The following is a 24,530-nucleotide window of genomic DNA, read 5'->3' as shown; positions in this document are numbered from 1 at the left end:
TCCTCACAATCTTTGTCTCAGCCTATCTTCAAGTGACTTAACGGCACTTTTTTCAACGATTTCAATATGTTTTTGCCCTTCTACTCGACCACCATTTTGTTTAGCGTGACCATTTTCTAGGAGATGAGTTAAGCCTGGTGTTCGGTTATGAATGGTTTTTGTTAAGCCTGTAGGACTGTCACTTGTTGACTTACTTTTCCAACCTCGTGCATACTTACCAGTTTTTCGTGGAGAAGAGATCTTTAAAGTATCTACAGCACTATCTGTTACTTCTTCTACTACCTCTCGCATTGCAGATGTCGTCTCTTTAATGTAATCACCCAACTCTTGATCAATTACTTTTTCCAACTCATCCATTCCTATCCTGTTCATAGTCATTCTCCTTAGTTGCTACAATATAAATCAATTGCCTAGGAACGCTATCACCATCAATTGAATCTACCGTAAAGTAGGCGTCTCTGTACTTTATCCTAGTTTTTAATGAACTTAGATTTAGTACCGCTTTGTCGTACCTTAGTGTAAATTGAATTTTGTTATAAAGGAGTTTAGACACACTCCCCTCATTTTCTGTCAAGGTCAATGGGCGACTAGAACACCATCTTTGGAAAACCGTGTTCCAAATTGAAGATTCATTTCCAATTTCATCAACCACAATTTTACGCACTTCAAATGTAAGACGGTCACGTAACGGAGCGATTTTCATCAAAAAATATCCTTCCTATCAGCTAATAGTAGGTGATATAACATTTGTTTTAACTCTTTATAATTAGCTGTTTCACGGTGTTCATAAAGATAGGCAACCCCATACAGGATTGCCATTCTTAGAACCTCACTGTAAGTATTCTGCCTTAATGTTTCTTCACAGAGTTTTTTACTCGTATCAATCAATTGCGTAATCAAGTCATCTTCATCTGTGTTTTCTACCTTAAGGTAAAGTTTTGCTTCTTCTAGACTTATCATGATTATTTTGCTTTCACAGTTAAAATTTTTACTGCTTCTGGTAATACTAATTTCCCATCAACACGTTGAGATGCAAGAAAACCAATTTGACCATTATTAGCATAAAGTTCATTGAGACGTTTAAAAGTACGTCCTTGGCGGTCTGCAATCCAGTAATATGAGAAATCTCCAAATGCAATGGCTTTATTCCCCTGTTCAGGGAGAGGTGCAAAGGTAGATGTATAGTATGGACGGTTAAGAATTAAATCTGGTTGTCCAGCTTGTGTAGACGGTTGCCAAATATAATTTCCGTTATTGTCTTTCAGTTTACGAATTGCTTTGACAGTTGTATCATGAAGAATCCATACTGCATTTTTACGATACGGAGCAGGAAGAGAATGATACAATTCAATCATGTCATCAAACGTAATGTCTTTAGTCGTCGTTGTAGGACCAGTAACATTTGCTTGCGTAAAGATTCCTGTTGGTTTCTTTGAGCCATCTCCAATAAGGAATGATTTCTCTTCTTCTGTACCAATACGTCGTGCAAACTCACTAGTCATATAGGATTCTAAATCAAATACTGAGTCATTTAACAATTCTTCTGAGATTCGAATAGCTGTTCCAATCTTATGTGAATCAAGTGTTACTTGACCAAATGTCTCATCAGTTTCAGGATAAAGTCCATTTTCATCCATCCATGACGCAGTTCCATGCCCTGTAACAACTGGAATCTTCCGCTCTCCACTTGATGTTTTAATGACGGTTGCTAGACTTCGGAAGAAATTCTCTTCTTGAAGACCTTGAACTAGTTTTTTCTCATACTCATCAGGTACTAAATGGCCACCCTCTGTATCTTCTCCAACACGAAGAACATCCTTAACATCAAAGAAGTTACGCTTACGGACATTCGTCCAAAAGGTTTTGGAGTAGACATCAGACTTAGTTCCCTTCTTCTCATCTTCTACCTCACTATCTTTTAAGACAGTGGTAGGCTGTCTTGTCAAAGCCTGAGAAGTTGGTTGAGCAAGTTCTAGATCAATCTTTTCTTGTCGTTCTAAGCGAGCAATTTCTTGATTATAGCGATTGATTTTACTTTCCATTTCATCATAGCGTTGAGAATCTTCTTCTGAGACTAAACCATCTTCAGTTCGCACTGAGTCTAGGAAAGTTTTTGCTTGTTCCCAAGCTTGATTTCGTTTTTCTTTTAATTCAAGTAATTTAGACATAGGTTAGTTTTCCTTTCATTATTTCAATAAATCTAATCGTTTTCTTAACTGATTGAGAGGAGTAGTTGGTAAAGGTTTGAAACTATCAAGTTCGGCTTGAAGTTTAACAACAAGGTTATGATCCGCAGTGCCTCTACTAAATGAATAACTGCTAAGTTCTAGCTCTTCTTTAGGCTCATCTTTACCGAATAAAATCTTGTCCGCAAAGCCAAGTTCAACTGCTTTTTTTGCATTAAACCATGATTCAGAATCCATTAAATGTGAGATTCTTGCCCTAGATAATCCTGTTCTTAACTCATAAGCATTAACAATGGACTCTTTGATTTCCCCCAACATTTCAATGACCTTTTCCATATCCTTTGCTTCACCTTGTGCAATTGTCCATGGATTGTGAATCATCATCATTGCAACAGGACTCATGGATACTGTTGTTCCAGCCATGGCAATGACACTGGCAGCACTAGCAGCAAGGCCATCAATAATGACATGTACATTTCCCTTGTAATCCATCAGCATGTTATAGATCTGTGCGGCGGCAAAAACATCACCCCCTGGACTATTAATCCAGAGGGTGATATCACCTTTTCCTGCATTTAAATCATTCTTAAAGAGTTGTGGAGTCACTTCATCTCCAAACCATGTTTCATCAGCAATCTGTCCTTCAATACGAAGAGTACGAATATTCCCTTCGTCTGAAAAAATCCAAAATTTACGCATCTTCTTCCTCCTTTGGTTTTTCTTGAGGTTGTTCAATTACCTCTTTTGTCATAAAACCACCAGCATCTTTTAATTTAGTCATATTTCCGTTAATTAAATAAAGGTTTCCTCCTTCTTCATCTGTTAAAAGATTTAAATCTTCAAGTTCTCGAATATCATTTGTAGATAGCCAGCCATTCTGTCTTGCAATAGCATATCCACTCATACGACTTTGATAATCTCCACGTAATAAACCATCTACATTGAACTTAACAAAGTACTTCTTCTTTTCTTCAGGCAAAAAAAGAGACCTCTTGAAGGCCTGTTCTAAACGAACTACCCAAGGGTCTAATGTGTATTTAACAAACTCTAGTGATTGTTGCTCGATATTTGAAAATGAAGATTTTTCTAAATCACCAATCATATGTGGTGGTATCCTATACAAACGTGCAATCTCATTGATTTGAAACTTCCGAGTCTGTAAGAATTGCGCTTCTTCTGGCGGAATGCCTATTTGAGTGTACTTCATCCCTTCTTCTAGAACTGCAACTTTATGTGAATTTGTGACACCGTTATAAACCGCATTCCAAGAATCACGTACTCTTTTTGGATCCTTCAAAATCCCTGGATGTTCCAATACACCACCTGGATTTGCACCATTTTTAAAGAATGATGCTCCGTAATTCTCTGTAGCCAAGGTCATTCCAATTGCGTTCTTTGCTAATGCGATGGGAGAATAGCCAATCAATCCATCAAAACCAAGTCCGGGAATGTGAAGGACATCTTCTTGTTTTAAAATAACACTGCCTTTATCCCTGAAATTTGGATTTTCTTCGGTCTGACGTTGATATTTGTAGTAAAGTTTCCCATTTTCATCACGATGTACTGACATTTTATCTGGTAACAAAGGATACAAACTGATAACCTGACCGCTCTTATCCCTTATGATTTGAATATAGGCATTGCCCCATATCAAAAGATGAGTCATCAAAGTTTCACGAAAGACAAAAGAAGACATCTCTGGATTTGGTTCATCATGAAGTAAGAAATATAGAGGGTGTTCAAATTTTTTCTCTCTCCCATTAGATGTTCTTTCGTATATATGAATGGGTAGAGAAGCGACAGCTTCAGCTAATATTCTCACACAAGCATAAACGGCTGTTGTCTGCATTGCTTTAAATTCATCGACATTTTCACCACTAGAAGTTCGTCCAAAGAGATAGGAAAAGTCCTGCCCCTCATAGCTATTATGCGGTTTATCTCGTGATCTTTTTCTTCCAATAAAATCTAAAAATCCCATCTAATCCTCCATTTTTGAGCACAATAAAAGCACCTCATTTATGAGATGCTCTACAAATTATAATTGAATTTACTTATTGAATAACTTAGCCCAATTCTGCTTGGAATTTAAAATTCTAGAGACATAAACCTCATATTTCTCGATATAATAAAAAGCTAAGTAGTTTTCAATTGGCATATATCGGTAACGTTTTCCGTCATCTGTTAATTCACCGTAACCTCGACTCGATACCAAAGGACATGCTTCTGGAAATGTTTCTAAAGTTTCTAGTGCCGTTAAAATAAGGTCTAATTTACTATCGGCAGATTGCTGGCTATAAAAATTCAGTACAATATAATCATGTATTTCTCTCAAGTCTTTCTTAGCTTGATCCGTAAGAGAAACATGGTAACGTTTATGATTACTCAAGTCCAAATTCCTTTCTTACATCTGCTAAAGACGTTAGTTTCCCTTGCTCAATTTCTTGATGGCCCAACAAGATTTCCTTTTTCAAATCTTCAAAAGCAACCTGATATTGAGTCTCTTGTGAATCACTAAATACGAACTCTTTGGGATCAACTGCACCTGTCGCAATTTTACGAAGTGCAGCATTAAAGATATCTGACAGGGTTAACTTTTCATCAGCTAAGATTTCTTTCGTTTGTTGGTAAAAAGTCGAATCTGCTCTAAAATTAACAGGTTGAGTACTTGCCATGATTAATACCTCTTTGTAAAGATGTTTTGTAAATACATTGTATCATCTTTAGATTTAGAATTCAACTAAAAGCTTAGTATTCCTCGCTCATCATAAATACTACTATCATTATTTTGGTGTCTAATACATCTATCAATCCCCATTATAAGAGCAACAATTCCATCGATTTTTTCAATTGATTTCTCTTTATCTGGTTTGATATTGCCTGCAGGGTCTTGGCGCATAACTACGTTTTGCGACATCCATTTTAAAACAGGTTGTCCTCCGTGTTGTATACGACCTTCCATCATAAGTTTGAATAATTCCTTTGACGGTGGACTCATATCCTTGTACCCCTGACCAAAAGGAATCATCGTCAGTCCCATATCTTCTAAATTCTGCACCATTTGTGTGGCGTTCCATCTATCATAGGCGATTTCTTTTATATTGTATAGCTTTGATAATTCCTCAATGAACTTCTCTATAAAGCCATAATGAACAACATTACCCTCTGTCGTCTTTAGATAACCTTGCCGTTCCCATACATCATACAAAACATGATCTCTACGACAACGAAGTTCAAGAGTATCTTTTGGTAACCAGAAATAGGGTAGAATGATGTAATTTTCTAGTTCATTCCTAGGTGGAAAAACTAAGACAAAGGCTGTGATATCGGATGTACTTGACAAGTCTAGTCCTGCATAACACCCACGACCTTTCAAACTTTCAAAATTGATTGGTGCATCCCCTTTGTTGTATACATGTTCTGGAATCCAAGCAACTGTAGAATTTGTCCACATATTTAGCCGTAGTTGCTTGAATACATTTTCTTCAGCAGGATTATCAAGTGCTTGTTTATATGCTTCTCTGACACGGTCTAAGCCAATGGTATGACCTAATGACGGATTAGCTTTTAACCAGTTACTTTCGTCATTCCAGTCCTCTTCATCAGATAAACCATAAACGATAGGATAAAAAGATGTATCTTTCTTTCTGCTGTTTAAAATATCAAGTGCTTTTGTGTGTAACTCGTAACAAATTGAATTCTTATCTGTTCCTGCAGTAGTAATGATGAAAAATAAGGGTTGTTCTCGTGCATCTCCTGAACCTTTAGTTAAGACATCATAAAGGTGGCGATTGGGTTGCGCATGAATTTCGTCAAACACGAGTCCTGAAACATTGAGACCATGTTTTGTACCAGTCTCAGCGGATAAAACTTGATAGAAACCTGCATTAGAGTAGTTAACAATTCGTTTCGTAGCTCCCATAATTTTTGAACGTTTCTCTAAAGGTCGACTCATTAGTACCATTTGTTTTGCTACATCGAATACAATAGAGGCTTGATTTCGATCGCATGCAGCACCATAAACTTCTGCACTAGCTTCATTATCTGCATAAAGGAGATAAAGAGCGATTGCTGCTGCTAGTTCACTCTTCCCATTCTTTTTTGGAATTTCAATATAAGCAGTTAGAAATTGTCTATTCCCATCTTCTTTAACAATCCCAAATATATCTCGTACTATCTGTTCCTGCCAAGGTAAAAGTATAAACTTCTGACCTGCCCATTTTCCTTTAGTATGACAAAGGTTTTGAATAAAAGTCACTGCTCTATCAGCCTTACTTTTATCATAATGTGATGTAGCTAGCATAAAAGGAGTTGGTTCATAATGAAAAGTCATAGTAAACCTCCCAACAAATCTTCCATTTCGTCACCGTTACCAACCTCTGAATCCATAGTAGCTAAACGATTCCTAGCGGATGGGGTTAGACCAAATTGTTCACAAAACTTCAGCATGATTTTTAAATTAGTTTGACTAATTGAAACTTGTGGAACTTGCTGTAAATACCCATTTGGTGTCTTTAAGATAGAACCATGTTTTGATAAAAACTCCTCTGCTTCTTTCCACCGTGCGTAAGCTTGACAATAACCTGCAAATGCAGTCATATCCATTTCCGTCAGTAATCCCATTTGTTCCAATATTTTTCCCATCCGCTTCCATTCCCTCTTAGCATCTTCTTCAAGCCACTGGGGGCAACGTGGAGCCTTCTTTTGAGGTTTTACTTCATTCGTTGGGAGAGGCCGTTTACCAGGATTACCTTCTAGAACTTTTAAATTTGTAGGTTTCGGTTTACGTCCTCTAATTGCCACTAATTCACCTCCTAAAATAAAAAGAACTCACATCGAGTTCCAAATTATAATTTATTGTATGTATCCACTATTTCTTGATAGATAATTTTATCAAAATCATCCATTCGGTCAGTGATTTTACCATATTCATAATGAAAAACTATTTCTTTATTTCGTTTAATTTTTAGGATTGCTATCCAAGCTCCATCAATATGTCGATCATAAGTACTGTATTCCCTAAGAAACTCAATATGATAGTGCCGACCATTGAATTCTCTAGTTATCATTTCCCACATAACTATCTCAATTTCATTATTTTATCAATCCCGTAAAGTACATTTAAACTTTGTCCGTTATCCCAACTTACTAAAATTGAACCAATATCATCAACACCAATTACCGTACCGAGAGTACCTATAGGTGGTGCAAATGGATCCTCCATTTCGAGTAATTTGACTCGAGTTCCATTTGGATACAATGATTTCAAAGTCTTTACTTTTAAGTCATCCATAATACAACCTCTTCTCTTTTGTTTAGTACATATTAACTCTAAAGTTCATTTTTATCCAGTTATTTCTGATGATATTTTTGAAGATAATATGGCACAACCAATAGCATAAACAACTGGTACTGTGACTCCGTTTCCTGCTTGTTTATAGAGTTGTGCATCAGAATTTACAGCTTTTGCCTTTTCAAATAAGTCATCACTGAAACCTTGAAGTCTGAAACACTCTTTTGGAGTAAGTCTTCTAATTTTGACAGCACGACCATTCCAAACTACGGCACCCATCTGGCAGCTACATGAAACGTTGTGAGCTATTCCTCTCCCTACTCTTGCCCTTCTCGTTAATGAACTTGGATAAGAAAGATCAACCGAGTCACCAACCTCCGCCAATTGGTAACCTTGCTTTGTTCCGTTCCTAACCTTGATACCTTGTGTCAAAATTGGTTGGACCTCAAGCACTCCAGAGTTCATTGCTGTTCGCTTTGTCGCACCAGCAGTATAACGAGCAGTTATACATCTTGCTTCTTCAGTTAACTTTGGTTCAGTTAGTGATTGGTCAATCAGATAAAGACCTGTCTTAGCTCCTAGTCCCCCACCCTCTCCAACAAGTGTTGTTGCAATACCACTAGGGTCGTAGACACGGTAGCTTTGCATACCGCCTACAAGTTGCTTAAGATGGCTACTGCTTTCTCTGCTGATAGGTAGTACTTGTCGTCGACCTTTTCTTCTAAGATGTCCGATAGTATAGATGCGTTCTCTATTTTGTGGTACTCCGTAATCTTTTGAGTTAAACACTTGCCACTCAAGGTCATACCCTGATTCATCCAAGATAGAGAGATAGTCGAGATAATCTCGTCCCCCACCACTTGATAAAAGTCCTTTAACATTTTCAAGGAGAACCCATTCGGGTTTATCTTCTTCTTTTTGGCTTTTGATGAGTTCAACAAATGTAAAAAAGAGTCCACTTCGCTCACCGTATAGGCCGGCTCGTTTCCCTGCGATAGACACATTTTGACAAGGGCTTCCCGCACACCAGAGATCTGCTTTTGGTAATCGTGTTGAATCGATTGTTGTGATATCGTCATGAAACCATTCTCCTTTCGTATCATACATTGCTTCATAAGATTTGCGTGCAAACTTATCTTTTTCGCAAAATCCTATACACTTCATTCCTGCTAATTCTAGCCCATGTCGAAAGCCACCAACTCCGGAAAAGAAATCTAGAAACGTTAATGTCATACTTGTTCCTCCAACTCCTTTAACACTTGGTTATAAGTTAAAACCTCATGATTACGTTGTACGGTTACTTCAGTATCGCCTGTAACTTCTATATAGCGTTTAACAATGACATCCACAAACTTTTCATCCAGCTCTATTCCATAACAAACACGTCCAGTCTGATCTGCAGCTATTAAAGTAGAACCAGAACCTAAAAATGGATCTAAAACTATTGTTCCACGCATAGAAGAGTTTTGAATAGGGTAAGCCATAAGTTGAATTGGTTTCATGGTTGGGTGGTCTTTACTAGACTTAGGACGGTCATATTCCCAAATGGTAGTTTGCTTCCGATCACTAAACCATTGATGCTTTCCTTTTTTCTTCCACCCATATAAACAAGGTTCATGTTGCCATTGATATGGGCTACGACCTAATACAAGTGAGTTCTTTTTCCAGATGCAACACCCACTCAAATAGAAACCAGCATCTTTAAAAGCTTTACGGAAGTTGAGTCCTTCCGTATCTGCATGAAAAACATAGATAGACGCATCATCTTCCATGTGATTTTCTACTTGAGTAAACATAGAAAGGAGAAACTGATAGAAGTCTCCGTCAGACATATTATCATTTAGGATTTTCCCAGCCGTCTCTTCAACGTCCACATTATAAGGTGGGTCCGTTACTACTAAATTAGCTTTCCTATCATCTAGCAACTGCTTATAGGTTTCAGCTTTTGTAGAATCACCACAAATGACTCTATGTTTTCCCAATTGCCAAATGTCCCCATGTCTTGATACCGTTGGTTTCTTCAATTCTTCTTCCACATCAAACTCATCTTCAGACAACTCCTTGTCATGGACATTTGAGAGGATGTCATCAATCTCTGGTGGCTCAAAACCAGTAAGGTCTAGATTGAAATCAGACTCCTGTAAATCCAAAAGTAAGTCCGCTAAGAGAGCTTCATCCCATTGACCTGTAATCTTATTGAGTGCAATGTTCAATGCTTTCTCATCTTCTTTGGGTAAATCAACGATGACGCACTTAGCAGTTTCATAGTCTAAGTCTTTAAGAACTGTCAAGCGTTGATGACCACCAATTACAGTTAAATCTTCATTGACAATAATAGGATCAACATATCCAAACTTAAGAAGCGACTTTTTAATTTTTTCATATTCTTTATCCCCTTTTTTCAGTTTCTTTCGAGGATTATAAGCTGCAGGCTTTAATTCTTTCAGAGGAAGTTCTTTTATTTCCATTGTTGGTTGCTTCGTCATTTTAGACTCCTTTGTAAAATCTTATCTGTATGTAGCAGGCATGGCTACAATACTTTCTATTGGGATTGGCATAAGATAAAAATGACCTACCACAACACTGGCAAGTCATTTCTTCATATGCAGTTTGTTCCTTATCATGCTCCTCTTGATGATTTTTCCACCAATTTATTCTGCACCTATCTGAGCAAAATTTCTTCGGTCGTCCAGTTTTATTAGGAACCATAGGTTGAAAACATTGAGGACAGTTTGTACCATCTTGAACTCGTTTCTCAACCATCAAATACGGTAATGTTCCTTGTCCCTTTAACTCAGGATGTCTTTTACAATACTTCTTAACAGAGTCTTTAGATAAACCAATTACTTTAGAAACTTCACCGTATCCTAAACCATTTTTCCTAAGTAACCAAATTTGTTCTCGTTGAAAGTTATTCATACCTGTTCCTCACTTTTATACTAAAAAATAAGGTTATTTTCGTACCTAAATTTAAACGAATTTACGAAAATAACACTCACTTAATTCTATATTCTTACTGGATTCTTTACTATTTTGAATTGATTTTTATATCCCACCCTATCAATTTTGCGAAATTTTACGTTTAAGGGGGCGTCGGTCTTTTACAGACAAGGGGTTAGAGATTTTATCCCCCCTACCCCAGAGAGAAAAAAATAAATACTTTTAGTACGAATCTACAATATTAAAACCGATAGGTATATTCCACATATCTATCAGTCGTCTTGGTCTTTCTATCATGACAAGATTTACAAAGGGCTTGCCAGTTAGATTGATTCCAAAAAAGTTCTTGGTCACCTCGGTGGGGAGTGATATGGTCAACCACTGTTGCCTTGGCCAGTCGTCCCTCTCTTTGACAGTAAACACAGAGAGGATTGAGCTTTAAGTAACGAATCCGTGCCTTATTCCACCGTGCATTGTAACCTTTAGCTTTAGTTGTCTTGGCGTCAAGTGCGTGGTTAGTCTTGTGGTCATAGCAGTACTTGTTTCCATAGGTCACAAGGTTTGGACAACCATTCTGCTTGCAGGGTGTTCTTGGTCTACGTGGCATCTTACTGCTCCCAAGGAAAAGTTGATTTCGTAAAATGTCCAAAACATGTAGATTGAGTGTAGTCTACGTTTAGAAGATCCAACTCCTTGATAATCCCTTTCGGTGTTAAATCGTACCGTTCTCTAATCATTCCTACCAATTGTTTGCTCGTATACTTACTTGTCCCAAATGTTTCTACATGAATAGAAACCGGTTCTGCGACCCCTATAGCGTATGCTAATTGAACTTCGCATCGTTTAGCATATCCTTCACGAACGATGTCTTTTGCAATCTTACGTGCCATATAAGCTCCTGAGCGATCCACTTTACTTGGATCCTTTCCTGAAAATGCACCACCACCATGATGCGCAAATCCACCATAGGTATCAGCGATAATTTTTCTTCCAGTAACTCCAGCATCTGCATAAGAACCACCAAGAACGAAACGACCAGTGGGATTCACTAAAATATTAAAATCAAGGTTTTGTCTATACCGTTTAGCAATTTTCATCATAGATTCTTTAACAATTACTCTTAAATTCTCAATTGTCATTTCATCGCTATGCTGAATTGATACTAAGAATGTTGTAATTCTTTTATTGTCATAATCATAAGAAACCTGTGCCTTAGTATCTTTCCCTAAGAGCGGATGCTGAAGTTCCATAAGATTCTCAAGAACACGAGTTGCTAAAACGTATGGAAGTGGTAAGTATTCGTCAGTTTCATCAGTTGCATAGCCATACATCATCCCTTGGTCTCCAGCACCTCCTGTATCAACACCTTGAGAAATATCATCACTTTGTAATCCGATAAGATTCGTCACAATGATATTATCCATTCCTAGTGGTTTAACGACATTTCGAACAACAGTTTTTAAATCAAATAAGGCTGTTGTTTTCATTTCACCAGCAACCACTATATGATTATCTTTGATAAGAGTTTCTACTGCAACCCTGCTATTCTTATCTTGTTCTAAACAAACTATTAGAACTGCATCTGAAATCTGGTCACAAATTTTATCTGGATGGCCATTAGATACTTGTTCACTCGTAATAATCATTCTTTCCTCCACGCAAAAAGCCTTCCCATTTGGGTAAGGCTCTGTTTTTTTTATTTTGCTTTTCTACCTGCTTCATAGGCTTGTTCAAGCATTTCTTTCAATGCCCAAACGCTGATGTCATAAAAGTCAAGGCTGTCGCTATTTCTCGTTTCTAGCGTTTCAGCGCCAATTCTATTTTTTGCGATTTTTGTTAAAATATCCTCTTTCTTCATGGTTTTATACTCTTTCTTTTTTGTTGTAATCATATTACCTCTAAAATCGGGATATATCCAGTCATTTGTGCATTATTTTAAAGATATTTTTAAACTTTTAAAGCTTTCAAAACCACTTCAAGTATAGCTTCCTGTTCATCAGATTCTGGGTAGATATCCCATCCTCTGTCATAAGAAATGATAGTCTTTTCAGCAACCTCAACCTCTAATTTGAATACACATCCTAAATCAATACCTACATCTGATGGTTGGTCACTGACTTTTGCTATGTAATCAACTATTTGTTCGTGATAATGAATCTGACCTCTAGTCCACATGGTTCTTCTCCTCTTGTTTTTCTAGGTGTATATTACCGTAGAACCATAATTTTATCCAGTGAAATTAGCAGATTTTTTATCTTTTTTGACATCTTAAGTATATCACAGTCATTTTTAAAAAGCAGTACCATCTTAGTAACAACTTAGTAACAGGGTAGTACCACCTTAGTAACACCCTAGTATCATTATCCATTTATACTCAAGGTTTTTCCTGCGAAACGGTAATATTCTTTTACTTGTTTTAAGGCTTTTTGTCTATATCGACTAACTGTCATTCTAGAAACATTATGCTTAGGTAGTAACTCATCCCATGTCAATCCAGCTAAGACTAAATCAACTACTACATCTCTCATAATTTCATCAACAGAAGAAACAGCAAGTTCAAAGAAATCGAGATCGGTTTTTAAATGACAGTACTTTTCAAACAATGACTCCTGATATTCTCTTTCCTCTGCTAAGAACTTATCATGAAAAGATAGAGCCATATTTTCTGTCCTAACATTAGTTTTACTCGTCTTAACACGTTCTTCATTTGTCTGTCTAGTAGCAAGAGAATAGAGAAAAGCATCTTCTGAAATGGGTTTATAGTTTTCAATCAAGTTCTTTGCAATTGTTAAATCTCTTTTTGCATCTTGATAGTGTTGAAAATAGTAGTCTACTTTATCCATATCATCCTCCTACTTGTGCTTTTACTGCTTCAATCAAACGTGATTGTTGTGCGTCCTTGGCAGTTAAAGCTTTTAGAATATCATCATCAATTGTACCTTCCGTTACAATATGTTGGATAATGACTGTGTTTGATTGTTGCCCTTGACGCCAAAGTCTAGCATTTGTTTGTTGGTAAAGTTCAAGAGACCAAGTTAACCCAAACCACACTAAGTGATGACCTCCCTTTTGTAAATTTAGACCATGTCCTGCACTAGCTGGGTGTAGCAAACCAACAGTGATGTTCCCTTTATTCCATTCATGAATATCAGTTTCACTTTTAAGAACTGTACTTTTAACCCTAAGCTTGTTCAATCGTTCTTGAATACGAAGTAAATCATGCTTGAACCAATAAGCAACCAACACAGGTTCTCCATTTGCTGCTTCGATAATATCTTCAAGTGCATCTAGTTTTTGATCATGTAACTTGATAATTCTATGATCATCAGAATAAACTGCACCATTTGCCATTTGAACCAGTTTATTGGATAAACTAGCAGCATTTGCTGCCGTTACTTCAATTTCGTTAGAATCAGAAATAACAGATTCCTTTTTAAACTCTTTATATTTTTTTGCTTCTGCATTTGTTAGATGGACTGATTTTTTCGTTGAGATTAATGTTGGCATTTGTAGATAATCCATCGCTCTCATAGAAATTGTGATGTCATCAATCTTGTCAAAGATTTGACACTCTGCATAGTCCATTGGAATATATTCATAAACGACATTTCCATTTCTACGTCCCTCTCTAAAATAACGACTTCGATATTCTCCAATAAAACGTCCCAAACGGACACCACCATCTATGACTTTGAACTCCGCAAACAAATCCATCAATCCGTTGGAACTCGGTGTGCCTGTTAAACCTACCACTCGTTTCATGTAGGGGCGCATAGCCATAAAAGCTTTAAAACGTTTTGATTGCCATGATTTGAATGAACTTAATTCATCAATGACAATCATATCCCACTTGAAATGAGGATGACACTGTTCAACTAACCAAGGGATGTTTTCACGATTTACGATGTAGATATCCGCATCTTTTTGTAGTGCTTCTTGTCGTTGTTTGGGACTGCCTATAATTTTTGAATATCTCAAATGAGACAGTCCTTGCCACTGCTCTATTTCGTCACTCCATACTGTATTTGCGACTCTAAGCGGAGCAATCACCAGTACTTTATGAATTTCATAGCGATCAAACATCAGTTCATTAATAGCTGATAAGGTTGTAGCTGTTTTTCCCATCCCCATGTCTAAAATGACTGCTGCATAAGGAGTTTTTATGATGAAGTCTTTGGTGACTTCTTGATAGTCATGCAGTTTCAATTTCATCCAATATCCCCTCAATATCTTTCTTATTATCTAAAACATAGACTCGAAATCCTAAACGTTCAAATAGCTTATGCCGTGACACCTGCAAAGCTCTAGGATGTTGATTAGGTGCTTTTACTTCCACCAAACCAAACTTGCCATTGGGTAAGAATACCAGTCGGTCAGGTACTCCTGAAAAGGAAGGTGATACCCACTTTGGACAGATACCACCACGCTTTAAAACCTCGCTTGCTAACTTTTGTTCAATCACTTTTTCTCTCATTCTTGTCCTCTCATCAGATTTAAATGGTGGAGGTCTAATGAGGTCATTTCCTAAACTTTCCTTATATACTTTTTCTTAGTTAAATTTCCTATAGAGATAGTTTTAGAAAAGACCATCATTGACTTACACTAAACAAAGAAATGGAAGTCGTGGAACTTAATCCATAAACTTTTTGACCATACTTCATAAATTATTTTTCACTGAATACTTCAACGACTTACACTCCAAAAACACTTGATTTAAAATCTAGTGGAGATATACCCTCACTTGTGTAAGTCATTAGTTTAGAAAATCATCGTCATCAGCTTTTAATGTTAACCCCATAATAAAATTCCCTTTATTAGTTCGCTTTCGTTCATAACCGGCTTGATTAAGTGCAGCATAGAAATCGGTTGTACTTCGTGTGTATTCTAAATTTTGAAGGCAATATGCACGATATTTACTGTACAGTTCTCCTGATTTCTCACTTAATTTTTCTCCCACTTCACAACTTTCATTGATGAAATGCCCCAACCAGTCATTAGCTTCACGGTAGGATTTGACAGAATTTGTTACTGCTTTTGGAACTGATGTTTTAAAATTTGCTTTGATGGCTTTTTCCGCTCCTTCAATAATCCACGATAAAATTGCTGATCCAGCGTTATCGTACAGATAATCCGCAAAATTCTTAATATCTGAACGGCCAGTAATTTTGGCATTAAATGGAATAACAACCAAACGTCGCCAAGTTCCATCGTCGTTCGCTCCAACTTTTGGTAAATGATTCGTATAAAGTACCAGCGTATGAGATGGAACAAAATGGAATGGATCCTTATACTTCTTTTCTGCTTGAATTTCGTCAGTTGAGGTAATTTGTTTCACAACTGCAGTATTCAATCTCATTCCTTCTGCCATTTCAGAAGCTATTACAAGTCGTTTCCCTTTTAACTCAGCAAGTTCTGGACTCACATTTCGTTTATTATTCATGGTTAAAGCATCTGCAGATAATTTGCCAGAATAGCTTCCAAGTACTCTAGCGATTGTATTCCAAAAGGTTGATTTCCCATTTGCTCCTCCGCCATAAGCGATAATCATATGTTCTTGATAGACTTTTCCGATTGCTGTCATACCGATGATTTCCTGTACATAATCAATCAACTCCTGGTCATTACAGAAAAAAGTAGCTAAAGTTTCCTTCCATAATCCCAAGCCTTCATCACCTGGAGAAACAGTGGTTATCTTAGTGATGTAGTCTTTTGGGTCATGTTCATGGTAATCCCTAAGTCCATTTCTTAAGTTGTAGGTAGCGTTAGGAGTATTGAGCAACATATCGTCCTTATCAAGTTCTGATAAATCAATGGCTAGCATTGGTTTTGCAGTATTATGAGTCGCAGTAATATAGCGATAATCTCTTCGTTTCATAACAAACTGATAATAAGATTTTGAGGAAAGATAAATAGAATGAAGTTTTTGTTGAATCGGTGTTTCAATCACTTTAGCAAGAGCTTTACCACCTTCACGAACTACTGATTCATCAATTCCGGAGTTGACTAACTCTATAACGGACTTTTCGTATTGTTTAAGAGCATCTGCTAGTTGAAAGTCCATAAACTCAAGAACCTTTCCTATGGCCAATTGTTTATCTTCTTTCCAATACTGACCATTAAAAGTTAAATAGTCTGTCGCATTTGTATAAGCTAAAACATCGCCATACTCTCTAGCTAATACTCCGGCTTCTCCGATATCAGAAAAATCATCCGGTTTTAAAGAAGGCCTATTGAAACTATCTGGTGAAATATAATCATCTGAAGCTTTAATAGTCTTATTGTAAAATCGAACTGCACTTCCCCAGATTGTATCTAGTTCAGATTTTTCTAATGGCGGTTCACATCTAGATGCCTGCTCATCAAAACCACTTCTTGCTTCTTGTGTAACTCCTAATCTTTTAAGAATTTTAGCCGCAAAAACTGACATGGTTGAATTTCGACTTCCCTCAGCGATAGGTCCTTTAGGTGGTCTATATAAGTCAGCATCAAAATCTTCTTCTAGCTCTATAGAATTAAGTTGAAGTAAACCTTCGTCGATAGTCATCCAGGAATCATTCCATATGACTTTTGCATTCGGATTGCCAAAGAAGAACCTTGCTGCATCTTTTGCATTATCATCAAAAAATTGATACCTATTCGTGAGCTCTTCTTTCATAGCTACATAAGCCTCCCTATCGTTCGTTTCTTTAATTGGGAAATAAATATGAAATTTTGGACGTGCTATCATGGCACCCTTAGACAACATATGATTTCGGCTAGTAACTAGAGCAAAGTCATAATCAATAAAGATTTCTTTAATGTTCTCTTCTGTAACCCACTCGTTAGGGTTATCAGTCTTGTCATTATCAATATCCATGACAATAACATCTGATTTTATAAAATTTGAGTTTGAGCGAGTATGATTGGTAAACTCTGCACCTACATGATCGTATTGAACTGTATTCAATAATGATTTGTCATCTGTTATTCTGACTTCATTGGGATATACAGTACTTGTTTGGATACCTGTCTTTCCAGAATGATATAACGAAAATTGCATCCGCAACTCCTCCTTAATCTGCTAATAAATTGAGAGTCTATTTCTCTTTCTACTTTTATAGGTAAAAATTGCCTGCTATTTTCCGGTTCAGTAGAAATTTATTTCAAAAAAAAAATTACTCTTCCTTTTTATGTCAAAGGGAGAGTTTTCTTTGTTTTAAATTTTTTATTAATTTTTGAAAAAACCGGAATTCAATCATCTCTTTTTACCTATACAGGTGTAAGAATTAGAAATCAAATAGAAAAATATTTTTTAAAATCCGGAAATTATAAAGTGATTCTTACCTATAAAGATAGGAGGATGTGAAATGACAAAAGAACAATTGATTGAACACGATGAACAATTAGTAGATACACTAACTGCCATCAGTGTTATCTCAAAACAACTAGCTAAAAAAATCAAGGAGGACGAACAATATGAGCAAAATGAAACAACTGAATGACTTATTAAATGAAATGAAGGAATCAGCAAAGTGCCAGTTAAGAATTATAGAAGAATTTCAAGAACTACTATCTAAGGAAAACACTTCTTCAAGTCACGAAAAAGTTATGGAAGAACCAAGACATGTTACTCTCGAAGAACTTCGTGGTGTGCTTGCTACAAAAGCTAGTGAAGGATTTAAAAATGAGATTCGAGCTTTGTTAAAAGCTTATGGTGCTGATTCACTTTCAAAATTAGATCCTAAAAACTACTCAGCTTTAATGGAAGAAGCTGGAGGTATTGGTATTGACTAATCATGCTGTATTATCCGCTTCTGCTTCTCATAGATGGCTAAATTGTCCACCATCAGTAAGATTAACCGAAAAACTAGAAGATAAGGTATCAACGTATGCTTTGGAAGGAACAGATGCCCATGAGTTGTGTGCCTATTTAGTTGAAACTGCACTTGGACGTAAGGCGCGTGATCCTACTGAAAACTTAACTTTCTATAACGAGGAAATGCAACATTGCGCAGAAGAATATCGGAACTATGTAGTTGAACAGATAGAAATCGCAAAAACATATTCTAGAGATCCAACCGTTCTTGTTGAACAGCGACTAGATTTCTCAAAATGGGTTCCAGAAGGTTTTGGAACAGGAGACTGTATTATTGTGGCTGATGGTTTGCTACAAATCATCGATTATAAACACGGTCTCGGTGTACTGGTTGATGCTGACCATAACCCCCAAATGATGTGCTATGCAATAGGTGCTTTGGAAATGTTTGAAGACTTATACAGTTTTGATAAAGTGACAATGACTATTTTCCAACCACGAAAGAATAATGTCTCAACATTTGAAATGGACAAAGAAAAACTACTTCACTGGGCTGAAACTGAACTATCTCCTAAAGCTGAACTAGCTTTCAGGGGTGAGGGAGAAATGAAATCAGGAAAACACTGCCAGTTCTGCAAAATAAAAAGCATCTGCCGCAAGCGTGCAGAAGATAATCTAGAACTTGCCAAGATGGAATTTGTTGATCCTGCTACTCTCAGTAATAAAGATATATCGGAGATTTTACCCAAAATTGAACTATTGATAACATGGGCTAACGATGTTAAGCATCATGCTTTAAATCTAGCTACAAATGGCCATACAATCCCAGGTTACAAGCTAGTTGAAGGACGTTCTATTCGAAAATTCTCAGATGAAAATAAAGTAATTCAAACAGTAACTGCTGCAGGATTTGACCCCTACGAAAAGAAACTACTGAACATTACTGGGATGACTAAACTGCTTGGAAAACAAGCCTTTAATGAGCTTCTTGGTAATCTAATTATAAAACCAATTGGAAAACCTACACTCGTTCCAATTGATGATAATCGTCAAGAAATGAACTTAGCAAAAACAGATTTTAAAGAGGACTAAACTTATGACAACAAAAGTTATTACAGGTAAAGATACACGTTTCAGTTATTTAAACGCTAATGAACCAAAGGCTATTAATGGTGGTAAACCAAAGTATAGCGTGTCACTCATCATTTCAAAAGATGATGTCCAAACTATTGATAAAATTAAAGCAGCAATTGAGCAGGCCTACAAAGAAGGCGAATCTAAACTAAAAGGCAACGGAAAATCTGTTCCATCCCTAGAAGTTTTGAAAACTCCACTTCGTGATGGCGACTTGGAACGTCCTGATGATGAAGCTTATCGCAATGCCTACTTCGTAAATGCGAACTCTCCACATAAACCTGGTATTGTTGATGCTAATCGTCAAGAAATTATTGATACTTCAGAGTTATATTCCGGTATCTATGGACGTGCCAGTATCTCCTTCTACGCTTTCAATTCAAACGGAAATAAGGGAATTGCTTGCGGTCTTAATAACCTCCAAAAATTGCGCGATGGTGAGCCTCTAGGAGGTCGTACAAGTGCTGAAGATGACTTTGCTACAGACGATGATGACTTTTTGAATTAATAAAGGAGATGTGAACGATGATTTTTTCAATTTTTATGACTATCTTAATGGCTGTTTGGCTGTTTACTGGACTATATGCTGCATTTATGACAATTCGAGATGATATCCGATCAGAAAAAGAGAGAAAACAAAAAATGGTGAATACAAATGACAATAATTGAATTTCTATGGACTGTTGCATCTTGTCTCACAATCGCTTTACTCAGCCATCTTTTATATGTTAGTATTCGCAATGACATCAGATATGAGAGAGAACGATTCTTTAGTCGCAGAAATAAACACTAAAACATGGTGGCAGTTCTTTATGCCACCTTTTTATGAAAGGATGAATTATGCAAATTAAAGAACTATCAGTAGACATAGAAACTTACTGTGATGTAGACCTACAGAAAACTGGAGTCTATCGATATGCGGAAGATGAATCTTTTGAAATCCTTCTTATAGCAGTATCTATCAATAATGCTCCTGTAATTGTTTATGATCTGACTAAGGATAAACTACCAAATCTTATCCTACAAGCCTTAATTGATGATACAGTCATTAAATGGGCTTTCAATGCAACATTTGAACGCATTTGTCTGTCTAATTGGATTAAGAAACATTACCCTACCTTACTTAACGAGAGCTTTTTATCACCAAACTCTTGGCGATGTAGCATGATTTGGTCTGCTTATTTGGGATTGCCCTTGTCACTTGAAGGTGTAGGTACGATTCTTAAACTTAGTGAACAAAAACTAAAAGTTGGGAGGGAATTAATTCGCTACTTCTGCCTTCCTTGTAAACCCACAAAAATAAATGGTGGTCGAACACGTAATTATGAAAATCACGCGCCAGAGAAATGGAAAAATTTCATCGAATATAATAAACGAGATGTAGAAGTTGAACTAGCAATCAAAAAGAGGTTGCAAAACTTCCCAGTTCCTGACTTTGTCTGGGATGAGTACCACCTTGATCAGAATATCAATGACTACGGTATAGGAGTTGATGTTGACTTTGTCCAGTCAGCTATCAAAATTGATGCAGAGAGTAAAGCAAAAATCCAAGAAGAATTGAAAACCTTAACAGGTCTTGAAAATCCCAACTCCGTTCTACAGATGATTGGTTGGTTACGTGAGCACAATATTGAAACAGATTCACTCGATAAAAAGACCGTAAATAACCTTTTACAAAAAGTTGATGAAAAAACTGCAAGGGTTCTAAAATTACGTCAGCAAGCAGCAAAATCAAGTGTATCCAAATATCAGACAATAATGAATTGTGTTTGTAAAGATGAACGAGTAAGAGGGATGTTCCAATTCTATGGAGCAAATCGTACTGGGCGATGGGCTGGAAGATTAGTACAACTTCAAAACCTACCACAAAACCACTTAACAGACATAAATGAAGCCAGAATACTCTTTAAGACTGGAGATAGTGATACTGTTGAATTTCTCTACGATGTTCAAGACACACTGTCACAGCTTATTCGAACATCTTTTATACCTAGTAAAGATAAGAAATTTATTGTTAGCGACTTTTCTGCTATTGAAGCTCGTGTCCTCTCCCATCTAGCAGGTGAAACGTGGAGAACTAAAGTTTTTAATAGAGGAGAAGATATTTACTGTGCCAGTGCCAGTAAAATGTTCCAAGTCCCAGTGGAGAAACATGGAGTTAATGCACACTTACGTCAAAAGGGAAAAATTGCAGAGCTGGCTCTAGGATACGGTGGTTCTGTGGGCGCTCTTAAAGCAATGGGAGCTATTGAGATGGGATTAGCTGAAAAAGAACTACAACCTCTTGTTGATTCTTGGCGATCAGCCAATCCTAACATCGTTCTACTGTGGTGGGATATCGATAAGGCTGTCAAGACTGCTATCAAGGAACAAACCGAAACGGAAAGTCATGGAATTCTATTCAGTGTTGAAAAAGGAATGTTATTTATTACTCTCCCATCTGGGCGTAGATTAGCTTATGTGAAACCAAGAATTGGAGAGAATCAATTTGGAGGGGAATCGGTAACTTATGAAGGAACCGGTTCTGCAAAACGATGGGAAAGATTGAAAAGTTATGGCCCAAAGTTTGTAGAAAACATCGTTCAAGGAATTAGTCGAGATATACTAGCCCATTCGATAAAACAACTAAACGACAAGAAAATCGTTGGCCATATTCACGATGAGCTTATCATCGAGTGCTTGCCAAAGCAAAGTCTAGATGAAATATCTAATCAAATGTCCATTTCTCCAATCTGGATGAGAGACATCAATCTACGAGCTGAAGGGTATGAATGTTACTTCTATCAAAAAGACTAAAGAAAATCCGCATCCTTGATAGGATAGCGGACTTCTTTTATTATTGATTTAATTCTCTATAGACTTCCTTGGCCATTGCTTGAGCTTTCTTAATAGCTGCATAACCTTGAGTCTTTTTCATTCCAAGTGTAGAAATAATATCTTGTTTTGCGATATCCATATTCTCATAAATAAGTCTTAGGATTTGACCATATTTCTTATTTCGACGTTCTACTTCTTCAATCAGTTCACTAATTGTTTCTAACATCATAATAATCTCTTCGTGAGAGTCTACTCCAGTTGGATCGAAACCTACTTCTTCGTTACTAGACATTTTATCCAATATCTCATCTAAAGATAAGTCATTACATTTCGTATAACGATTAAGATACTCCTTAACATCCATATTAAAGATTTTTACGACATTGTAAAAGTCCTCAATATTAACTGGTACAAAACCTACAAGTACAGATTTTCCTGAAAACTTAAATGTTTTTAAGTTGTTAGGGTTGATATCTTTGCTCTGTCGCATCTCTTTGTCTCTAATGACGAAAGGAGCGAGAACTTGATTAGGTTCACAAGGTACATCGTTATATGGCTTTTCACTTTTATAGCGATCTGGAGTGTATTTTGAATTGCGTTGTTGTTCATTAATTGGCATGTCTTGTCACCTATTCCTTCGTTCACAAAGGAATAACTCATGCCAAAAAAACTATTAAATTTTATTTCTGACCACATCAGCATTTCCTTTGCTAAATCATGGTCAGTCGACTTCACAGACTGAACTGCTATTCACAACTTCCACCTTTGAAGTCAGAGGCCGTGATCAAGGGCAAGGTTTCGGTTGTATAGTAACTTTGTAAACGCACTCATTATAAAATTACAAAACCTTATTTTTCTGATATAATTATTAGTAAATAAATCTATATCTAGGGAGAGGTTTACATTACAAAGTATACTTTATTTGTAAGTTTAACCTCGTATGGTTTCGGAGGCTTTCGGATACTATCGGAAAAAAGGAGGTGATAATAAGTGCAATTTGCAGAATTCCTTAATTTGCTATACGTCAACATAGGGGGAGAGATGTCGAAAAGTGAATTTCTCAATACACTAATTGAAAATTCAATCGAGAATCCTGATGATAATCCCCTCTCCAATTTGGCGCCCGATACAATTAATAGGTATTTCTCGCCATCCGGCAATACAATATCTAAGAATAAAGCTAACAAGCTTATCAAAATTATTCAGCTCTCTGCTCTTACAACTCATATAGAAAATCAATTAACAGTCGACACCATTGATAGACTAGCTGATACCTTACATCAATATGGGCTCTATACAGATGATTCTGAACTGGAAATTTCTGAAATTTGTGCTCAACTTTTTCTTAATTTTTTGCAAGGAAAAGTAGGTATCCAAACTTTTAAAAAAGAACTGCCATCTGTTGGTGAAATTGAAATTACAAAAGTCCGTTATGAAAATGGAAAAATAGTTATCGGCTCACAGTATCTTCAGTTACCAGAAAAAGGACCTATTCCTGATTCTCTAGTTGAATTTGAAGATGTTTACAGTAAGCAACTTTTAATTGCATACTCTGAAAATGATGGTAATCCAAAAACAGATTATTACAATGTCCAAAATCTCCCCCAAAAGTACAGAAATCACTTACATGATCAAAGAGTGAATTTCTTCAACGCTGATTATGTATTACGGGCTATTAGAGACGGCTTTAAAGATAGTGAACAACAAATTGCACTACTAAAGCAAGAAACCTATGATTCAATTAGTGATATACTGTTTGAAGATTACAAAACTTCATTCAAAAAAGTTACTGAAACACTCAAACATATCACAACGGTTTCATTTTCAAAACCTGAGATAACACAAATCCAGAACTTCATTGGTAACTCTGAAAAGAAAGGTCTTTGTCATTCACTAGTAAACGATGGCAAATTTAACTGGGTAGATGATAATGAATAATATATTTGATACTACTTCAGAAGTAGCTATGCAATGTTTAATCACAATTAATTGCCTAAATAAAAAAAGCCTATCACTCGATAGACTTTGGTTAATTAATTTTTTAAGCTTATATGCTAAGGATTTCAAATTTAGTGAAATCAACCTGTATGGAGATAGCATTTATTCTTCAGTACAATTGACTGTCAGGCATGAAAAAGTAAAAAAAGCGATTCTACTATTGGTATCAAAACATCTTATAAGATTAGATGAAGGGAAAATAGGTAAAATTTCTATAACTCAAAAAGGTCAAGATTTAGTCGACAAACTGAATTCTGATTTTGCTAGTTCCTATAAGGTAGTTACCAATAGCATCTACAATACTTTAAAAAATATGAGTGATTTAGAATTGCTCGCATTTACTCATGAACATATTCTAAATAAGGAATGA

32 protein-coding genes are annotated in these 24,530 nt (G+C 36.4%); 8 read left to right on the top strand and 24 right to left on the bottom strand.

Annotated features, from left to right (window positions below; translation table 11 throughout):
• Window positions 1-3 precede the first annotated feature (3 nt).
• The 23 genes from TZ94_RS08750 to TZ94_RS08640 all read right to left on the bottom strand — a co-directional run bounded on the left by TZ94_RS08750 (window position 4) and on the right by TZ94_RS08640 (window position 17,455).
• Complete coding sequence (locus tag TZ94_RS08750) at window positions 4-372, bottom strand: HK97 gp10 family phage protein (protein ID WP_045616005.1); 369 nt, start codon at window positions 370-372, stop codon at window positions 4-6.
• The gene (locus TZ94_RS08745) at window positions 350-703 is read right to left on the bottom strand and encodes a phage head completion protein (RefSeq protein ID WP_045616004.1); all 354 of its coding nucleotides are present in this window, start codon (window positions 701-703) and stop codon (window positions 350-352) included. Before TZ94_RS08745 ends, TZ94_RS08750 begins: the two co-directional genes overlap by 23 nt.
• Entirely contained in the window at window positions 703-960 is a 258-nt protein-coding gene (locus tag TZ94_RS08740; protein ID WP_006153583.1) for a head-tail connector protein, read from the bottom strand. The genes TZ94_RS08745 and TZ94_RS08740 overlap by 1 nt, the downstream gene beginning before the upstream one ends.
• A gap of 2 nt (window positions 961-962) precedes the next feature.
• Window positions 963-2,168: a phage major capsid protein gene (locus TZ94_RS08735; RefSeq protein ID WP_045616002.1), complete on the bottom strand. Its 1,206-nt coding sequence runs from the start codon at window positions 2,166-2,168 to the stop codon at window positions 963-965.
• Between the two features lie 18 nt (window positions 2,169-2,186).
• A complete protein-coding gene (locus TZ94_RS08730; RefSeq protein WP_045616001.1) occupies window positions 2,187-2,885 on the bottom strand; it encodes a head maturation protease, ClpP-related in 699 nt (232 codons plus the stop codon).
• Entirely contained in the window at window positions 2,878-4,164 is a 1,287-nt protein-coding gene (locus TZ94_RS08725) for a phage portal protein (RefSeq protein WP_045616000.1), read from the bottom strand. Before TZ94_RS08725 ends, TZ94_RS08730 begins: the two co-directional genes overlap by 8 nt.
• Window positions 4,165-4,233: 69 nt before the next feature.
• A complete protein-coding gene (locus tag TZ94_RS08720) occupies window positions 4,234-4,572 on the bottom strand; it encodes a type II toxin-antitoxin system RelE/ParE family toxin (protein WP_045615999.1) in 339 nt (112 codons plus the stop codon).
• Window positions 4,565-4,858, bottom strand: a complete 294-nt coding sequence (locus TZ94_RS08715; protein WP_045615998.1) for a type II toxin-antitoxin system RelB/ParD family antitoxin — start codon at window positions 4,856-4,858, stop codon at window positions 4,565-4,567. Before TZ94_RS08715 ends, TZ94_RS08720 begins: the two co-directional genes overlap by 8 nt.
• 65 nt (window positions 4,859-4,923) lie before the next feature.
• Window positions 4,924-6,516: a terminase large subunit gene (locus TZ94_RS08710; protein WP_045615997.1), complete on the bottom strand. Its 1,593-nt coding sequence runs from the start codon at window positions 6,514-6,516 to the stop codon at window positions 4,924-4,926.
• Window positions 6,513-6,986, bottom strand: a complete 474-nt coding sequence (locus TZ94_RS08705) for a phage terminase small subunit P27 family (RefSeq protein WP_001007670.1) — start codon at window positions 6,984-6,986, stop codon at window positions 6,513-6,515. Before TZ94_RS08705 ends, TZ94_RS08710 begins: the two co-directional genes overlap by 4 nt.
• Before the next feature lie 44 nt (window positions 6,987-7,030).
• On the bottom strand, window positions 7,031-7,261 hold the full coding sequence (locus tag TZ94_RS08700; RefSeq protein ID WP_045615996.1) for a hypothetical protein: 231 nt from the start codon (window positions 7,259-7,261) through the stop codon (window positions 7,031-7,033).
• Window positions 7,262-7,263: 2 nt separating this feature from the next.
• Window positions 7,264-7,476, bottom strand: a complete 213-nt coding sequence (locus TZ94_RS08695) for a DUF4314 domain-containing protein (RefSeq protein WP_045615995.1) — start codon at window positions 7,474-7,476, stop codon at window positions 7,264-7,266.
• Window positions 7,477-7,527: 51 nt separating this feature from the next.
• A complete protein-coding gene (locus TZ94_RS08690; RefSeq protein WP_045615994.1) occupies window positions 7,528-8,709 on the bottom strand; it encodes a DNA cytosine methyltransferase in 1,182 nt (393 codons plus the stop codon).
• On the bottom strand, window positions 8,706-9,962 hold the full coding sequence (locus TZ94_RS08685) for a site-specific DNA-methyltransferase (protein ID WP_045615992.1): 1,257 nt from the start codon (window positions 9,960-9,962) through the stop codon (window positions 8,706-8,708). The genes TZ94_RS08690 and TZ94_RS08685 overlap by 4 nt, the downstream gene beginning before the upstream one ends.
• A 1-nt stretch (window position 9,963) precedes the next feature.
• Window positions 9,964-10,395 (bottom strand): zinc-finger protein, encoded by a 432-nt coding sequence (locus TZ94_RS08680; protein ID WP_045615990.1) that lies wholly within the window; start codon window positions 10,393-10,395, stop codon window positions 9,964-9,966.
• A gap of 262 nt (window positions 10,396-10,657) precedes the next feature.
• Window positions 10,658-11,023 carry an HNH endonuclease gene (locus TZ94_RS08675; RefSeq protein ID WP_045615988.1) on the bottom strand — a complete coding sequence of 122 codons (366 nt, stop codon included), beginning with the start codon at window positions 11,021-11,023 and terminating at the stop codon, window positions 10,658-10,660.
• A 1-nt stretch (window position 11,024) separates the two neighbouring features.
• Window positions 11,025-12,062, bottom strand: coding sequence for a methionine adenosyltransferase (gene metK, locus TZ94_RS08670; RefSeq protein WP_045615987.1), 1,038 nt, complete (start codon window positions 12,060-12,062; stop codon window positions 11,025-11,027).
• 50 nt (window positions 12,063-12,112) lie between these two features.
• Complete coding sequence (locus tag TZ94_RS08665) at window positions 12,113-12,307, bottom strand: DUF6900 domain-containing protein (RefSeq protein ID WP_045615985.1); 195 nt, start codon at window positions 12,305-12,307, stop codon at window positions 12,113-12,115.
• Window positions 12,308-12,363: 56 nt separating this feature from the next.
• On the bottom strand, window positions 12,364-12,591 hold the full coding sequence (locus TZ94_RS08660; RefSeq protein WP_045615984.1) for a DUF7678 domain-containing protein: 228 nt from the start codon (window positions 12,589-12,591) through the stop codon (window positions 12,364-12,366).
• Between the two features lie 185 nt (window positions 12,592-12,776).
• The gene (locus TZ94_RS08655) at window positions 12,777-13,259 is read right to left on the bottom strand and encodes a hypothetical protein (RefSeq protein WP_045615983.1); all 483 of its coding nucleotides are present in this window, start codon (window positions 13,257-13,259) and stop codon (window positions 12,777-12,779) included.
• 1 nt (window position 13,260) lies between these two features.
• Window positions 13,261-14,628, bottom strand: coding sequence for a DEAD/DEAH box helicase (locus TZ94_RS08650; RefSeq protein ID WP_045615981.1), 1,368 nt, complete (start codon window positions 14,626-14,628; stop codon window positions 13,261-13,263).
• On the bottom strand, window positions 14,609-14,890 hold the full coding sequence (locus tag TZ94_RS08645; RefSeq protein ID WP_045615979.1) for a VRR-NUC domain-containing protein: 282 nt from the start codon (window positions 14,888-14,890) through the stop codon (window positions 14,609-14,611). Before TZ94_RS08645 ends, TZ94_RS08650 begins: the two co-directional genes overlap by 20 nt.
• A 279-nt stretch (window positions 14,891-15,169) precedes the next feature.
• On the bottom strand, window positions 15,170-17,455 hold the full coding sequence (locus tag TZ94_RS08640; RefSeq protein WP_045615976.1) for a phage/plasmid primase, P4 family: 2,286 nt from the start codon (window positions 17,453-17,455) through the stop codon (window positions 15,170-15,172).
• A 307-nt stretch (window positions 17,456-17,762) separates the two neighbouring features.
• On the opposite strand from TZ94_RS08640, the gene TZ94_RS10125 reads away from it, so the two are divergent.
• The 6 genes from TZ94_RS10125 to TZ94_RS08620 all read left to right on the top strand — a co-directional run bounded on the left by TZ94_RS10125 (window position 17,763) and on the right by TZ94_RS08620 (window position 22,141).
• Entirely contained in the window at window positions 17,763-17,897 is a 135-nt protein-coding gene (locus TZ94_RS10125; RefSeq protein ID WP_257994450.1) for a hypothetical protein, read from the top strand.
• Complete coding sequence (locus TZ94_RS08635) at window positions 17,872-18,189, top strand: hypothetical protein (RefSeq protein WP_045615974.1); 318 nt, start codon at window positions 17,872-17,874, stop codon at window positions 18,187-18,189. The genes TZ94_RS10125 and TZ94_RS08635 overlap by 26 nt, the downstream gene beginning before the upstream one ends.
• On the top strand, window positions 18,182-19,303 hold the full coding sequence (locus tag TZ94_RS08630) for a DUF2800 domain-containing protein (RefSeq protein WP_045616181.1): 1,122 nt from the start codon (window positions 18,182-18,184) through the stop codon (window positions 19,301-19,303). The genes TZ94_RS08635 and TZ94_RS08630 overlap by 8 nt, the downstream gene beginning before the upstream one ends.
• Before the next feature lie 4 nt (window positions 19,304-19,307).
• Window positions 19,308-19,853 carry a DUF2815 family protein gene (locus TZ94_RS08625; protein ID WP_000208941.1) on the top strand — a complete coding sequence of 182 codons (546 nt, stop codon included), beginning with the start codon at window positions 19,308-19,310 and terminating at the stop codon, window positions 19,851-19,853.
• 17 nt (window positions 19,854-19,870) lie between these two features.
• Window positions 19,871-20,014, top strand: coding sequence for a hypothetical protein (locus TZ94_RS09980; RefSeq protein ID WP_162837936.1), 144 nt, complete (start codon window positions 19,871-19,873; stop codon window positions 20,012-20,014).
• Between the two features lie 171 nt (window positions 20,015-20,185).
• Entirely contained in the window at window positions 20,186-22,141 is a 1,956-nt protein-coding gene (locus TZ94_RS08620) for a DNA polymerase (RefSeq protein ID WP_045615969.1), read from the top strand.
• A 40-nt stretch (window positions 22,142-22,181) separates the two neighbouring features.
• Here the strand turns inward: TZ94_RS08620 and TZ94_RS08615 are convergent, their stop codons facing one another.
• A complete protein-coding gene (locus TZ94_RS08615) occupies window positions 22,182-22,781 on the bottom strand; it encodes a hypothetical protein (protein ID WP_045615966.1) in 600 nt (199 codons plus the stop codon).
• A 422-nt stretch (window positions 22,782-23,203) separates the two neighbouring features.
• Here TZ94_RS08615 and TZ94_RS08610 point away from each other — a divergent pair, with 422 nt between their 5' ends.
• Together TZ94_RS08610 and TZ94_RS08605 are read left to right on the top strand one after the other, a co-directional pair.
• On the top strand, window positions 23,204-24,100 hold the full coding sequence (locus TZ94_RS08610; protein ID WP_142321380.1) for an ABC-three component system protein: 897 nt from the start codon (window positions 23,204-23,206) through the stop codon (window positions 24,098-24,100).
• Window positions 24,093-24,530 carry an ABC-three component system middle component 2 gene (locus TZ94_RS08605; RefSeq protein WP_045615961.1) on the top strand — a complete coding sequence of 146 codons (438 nt, stop codon included), beginning with the start codon at window positions 24,093-24,095 and terminating at the stop codon, window positions 24,528-24,530. Before TZ94_RS08610 ends, TZ94_RS08605 begins: the two co-directional genes overlap by 8 nt.

It is taken from the genome of Streptococcus infantis, from assembly GCF_000960085.1.
GTDB lineage: Bacteria > Bacillota > Bacilli > Lactobacillales > Streptococcaceae > Streptococcus > Streptococcus infantis_C.
Note: the sequence above shows the minus strand (reverse complement) of the source record. Positions and strands in the feature narration are given on the sequence as shown.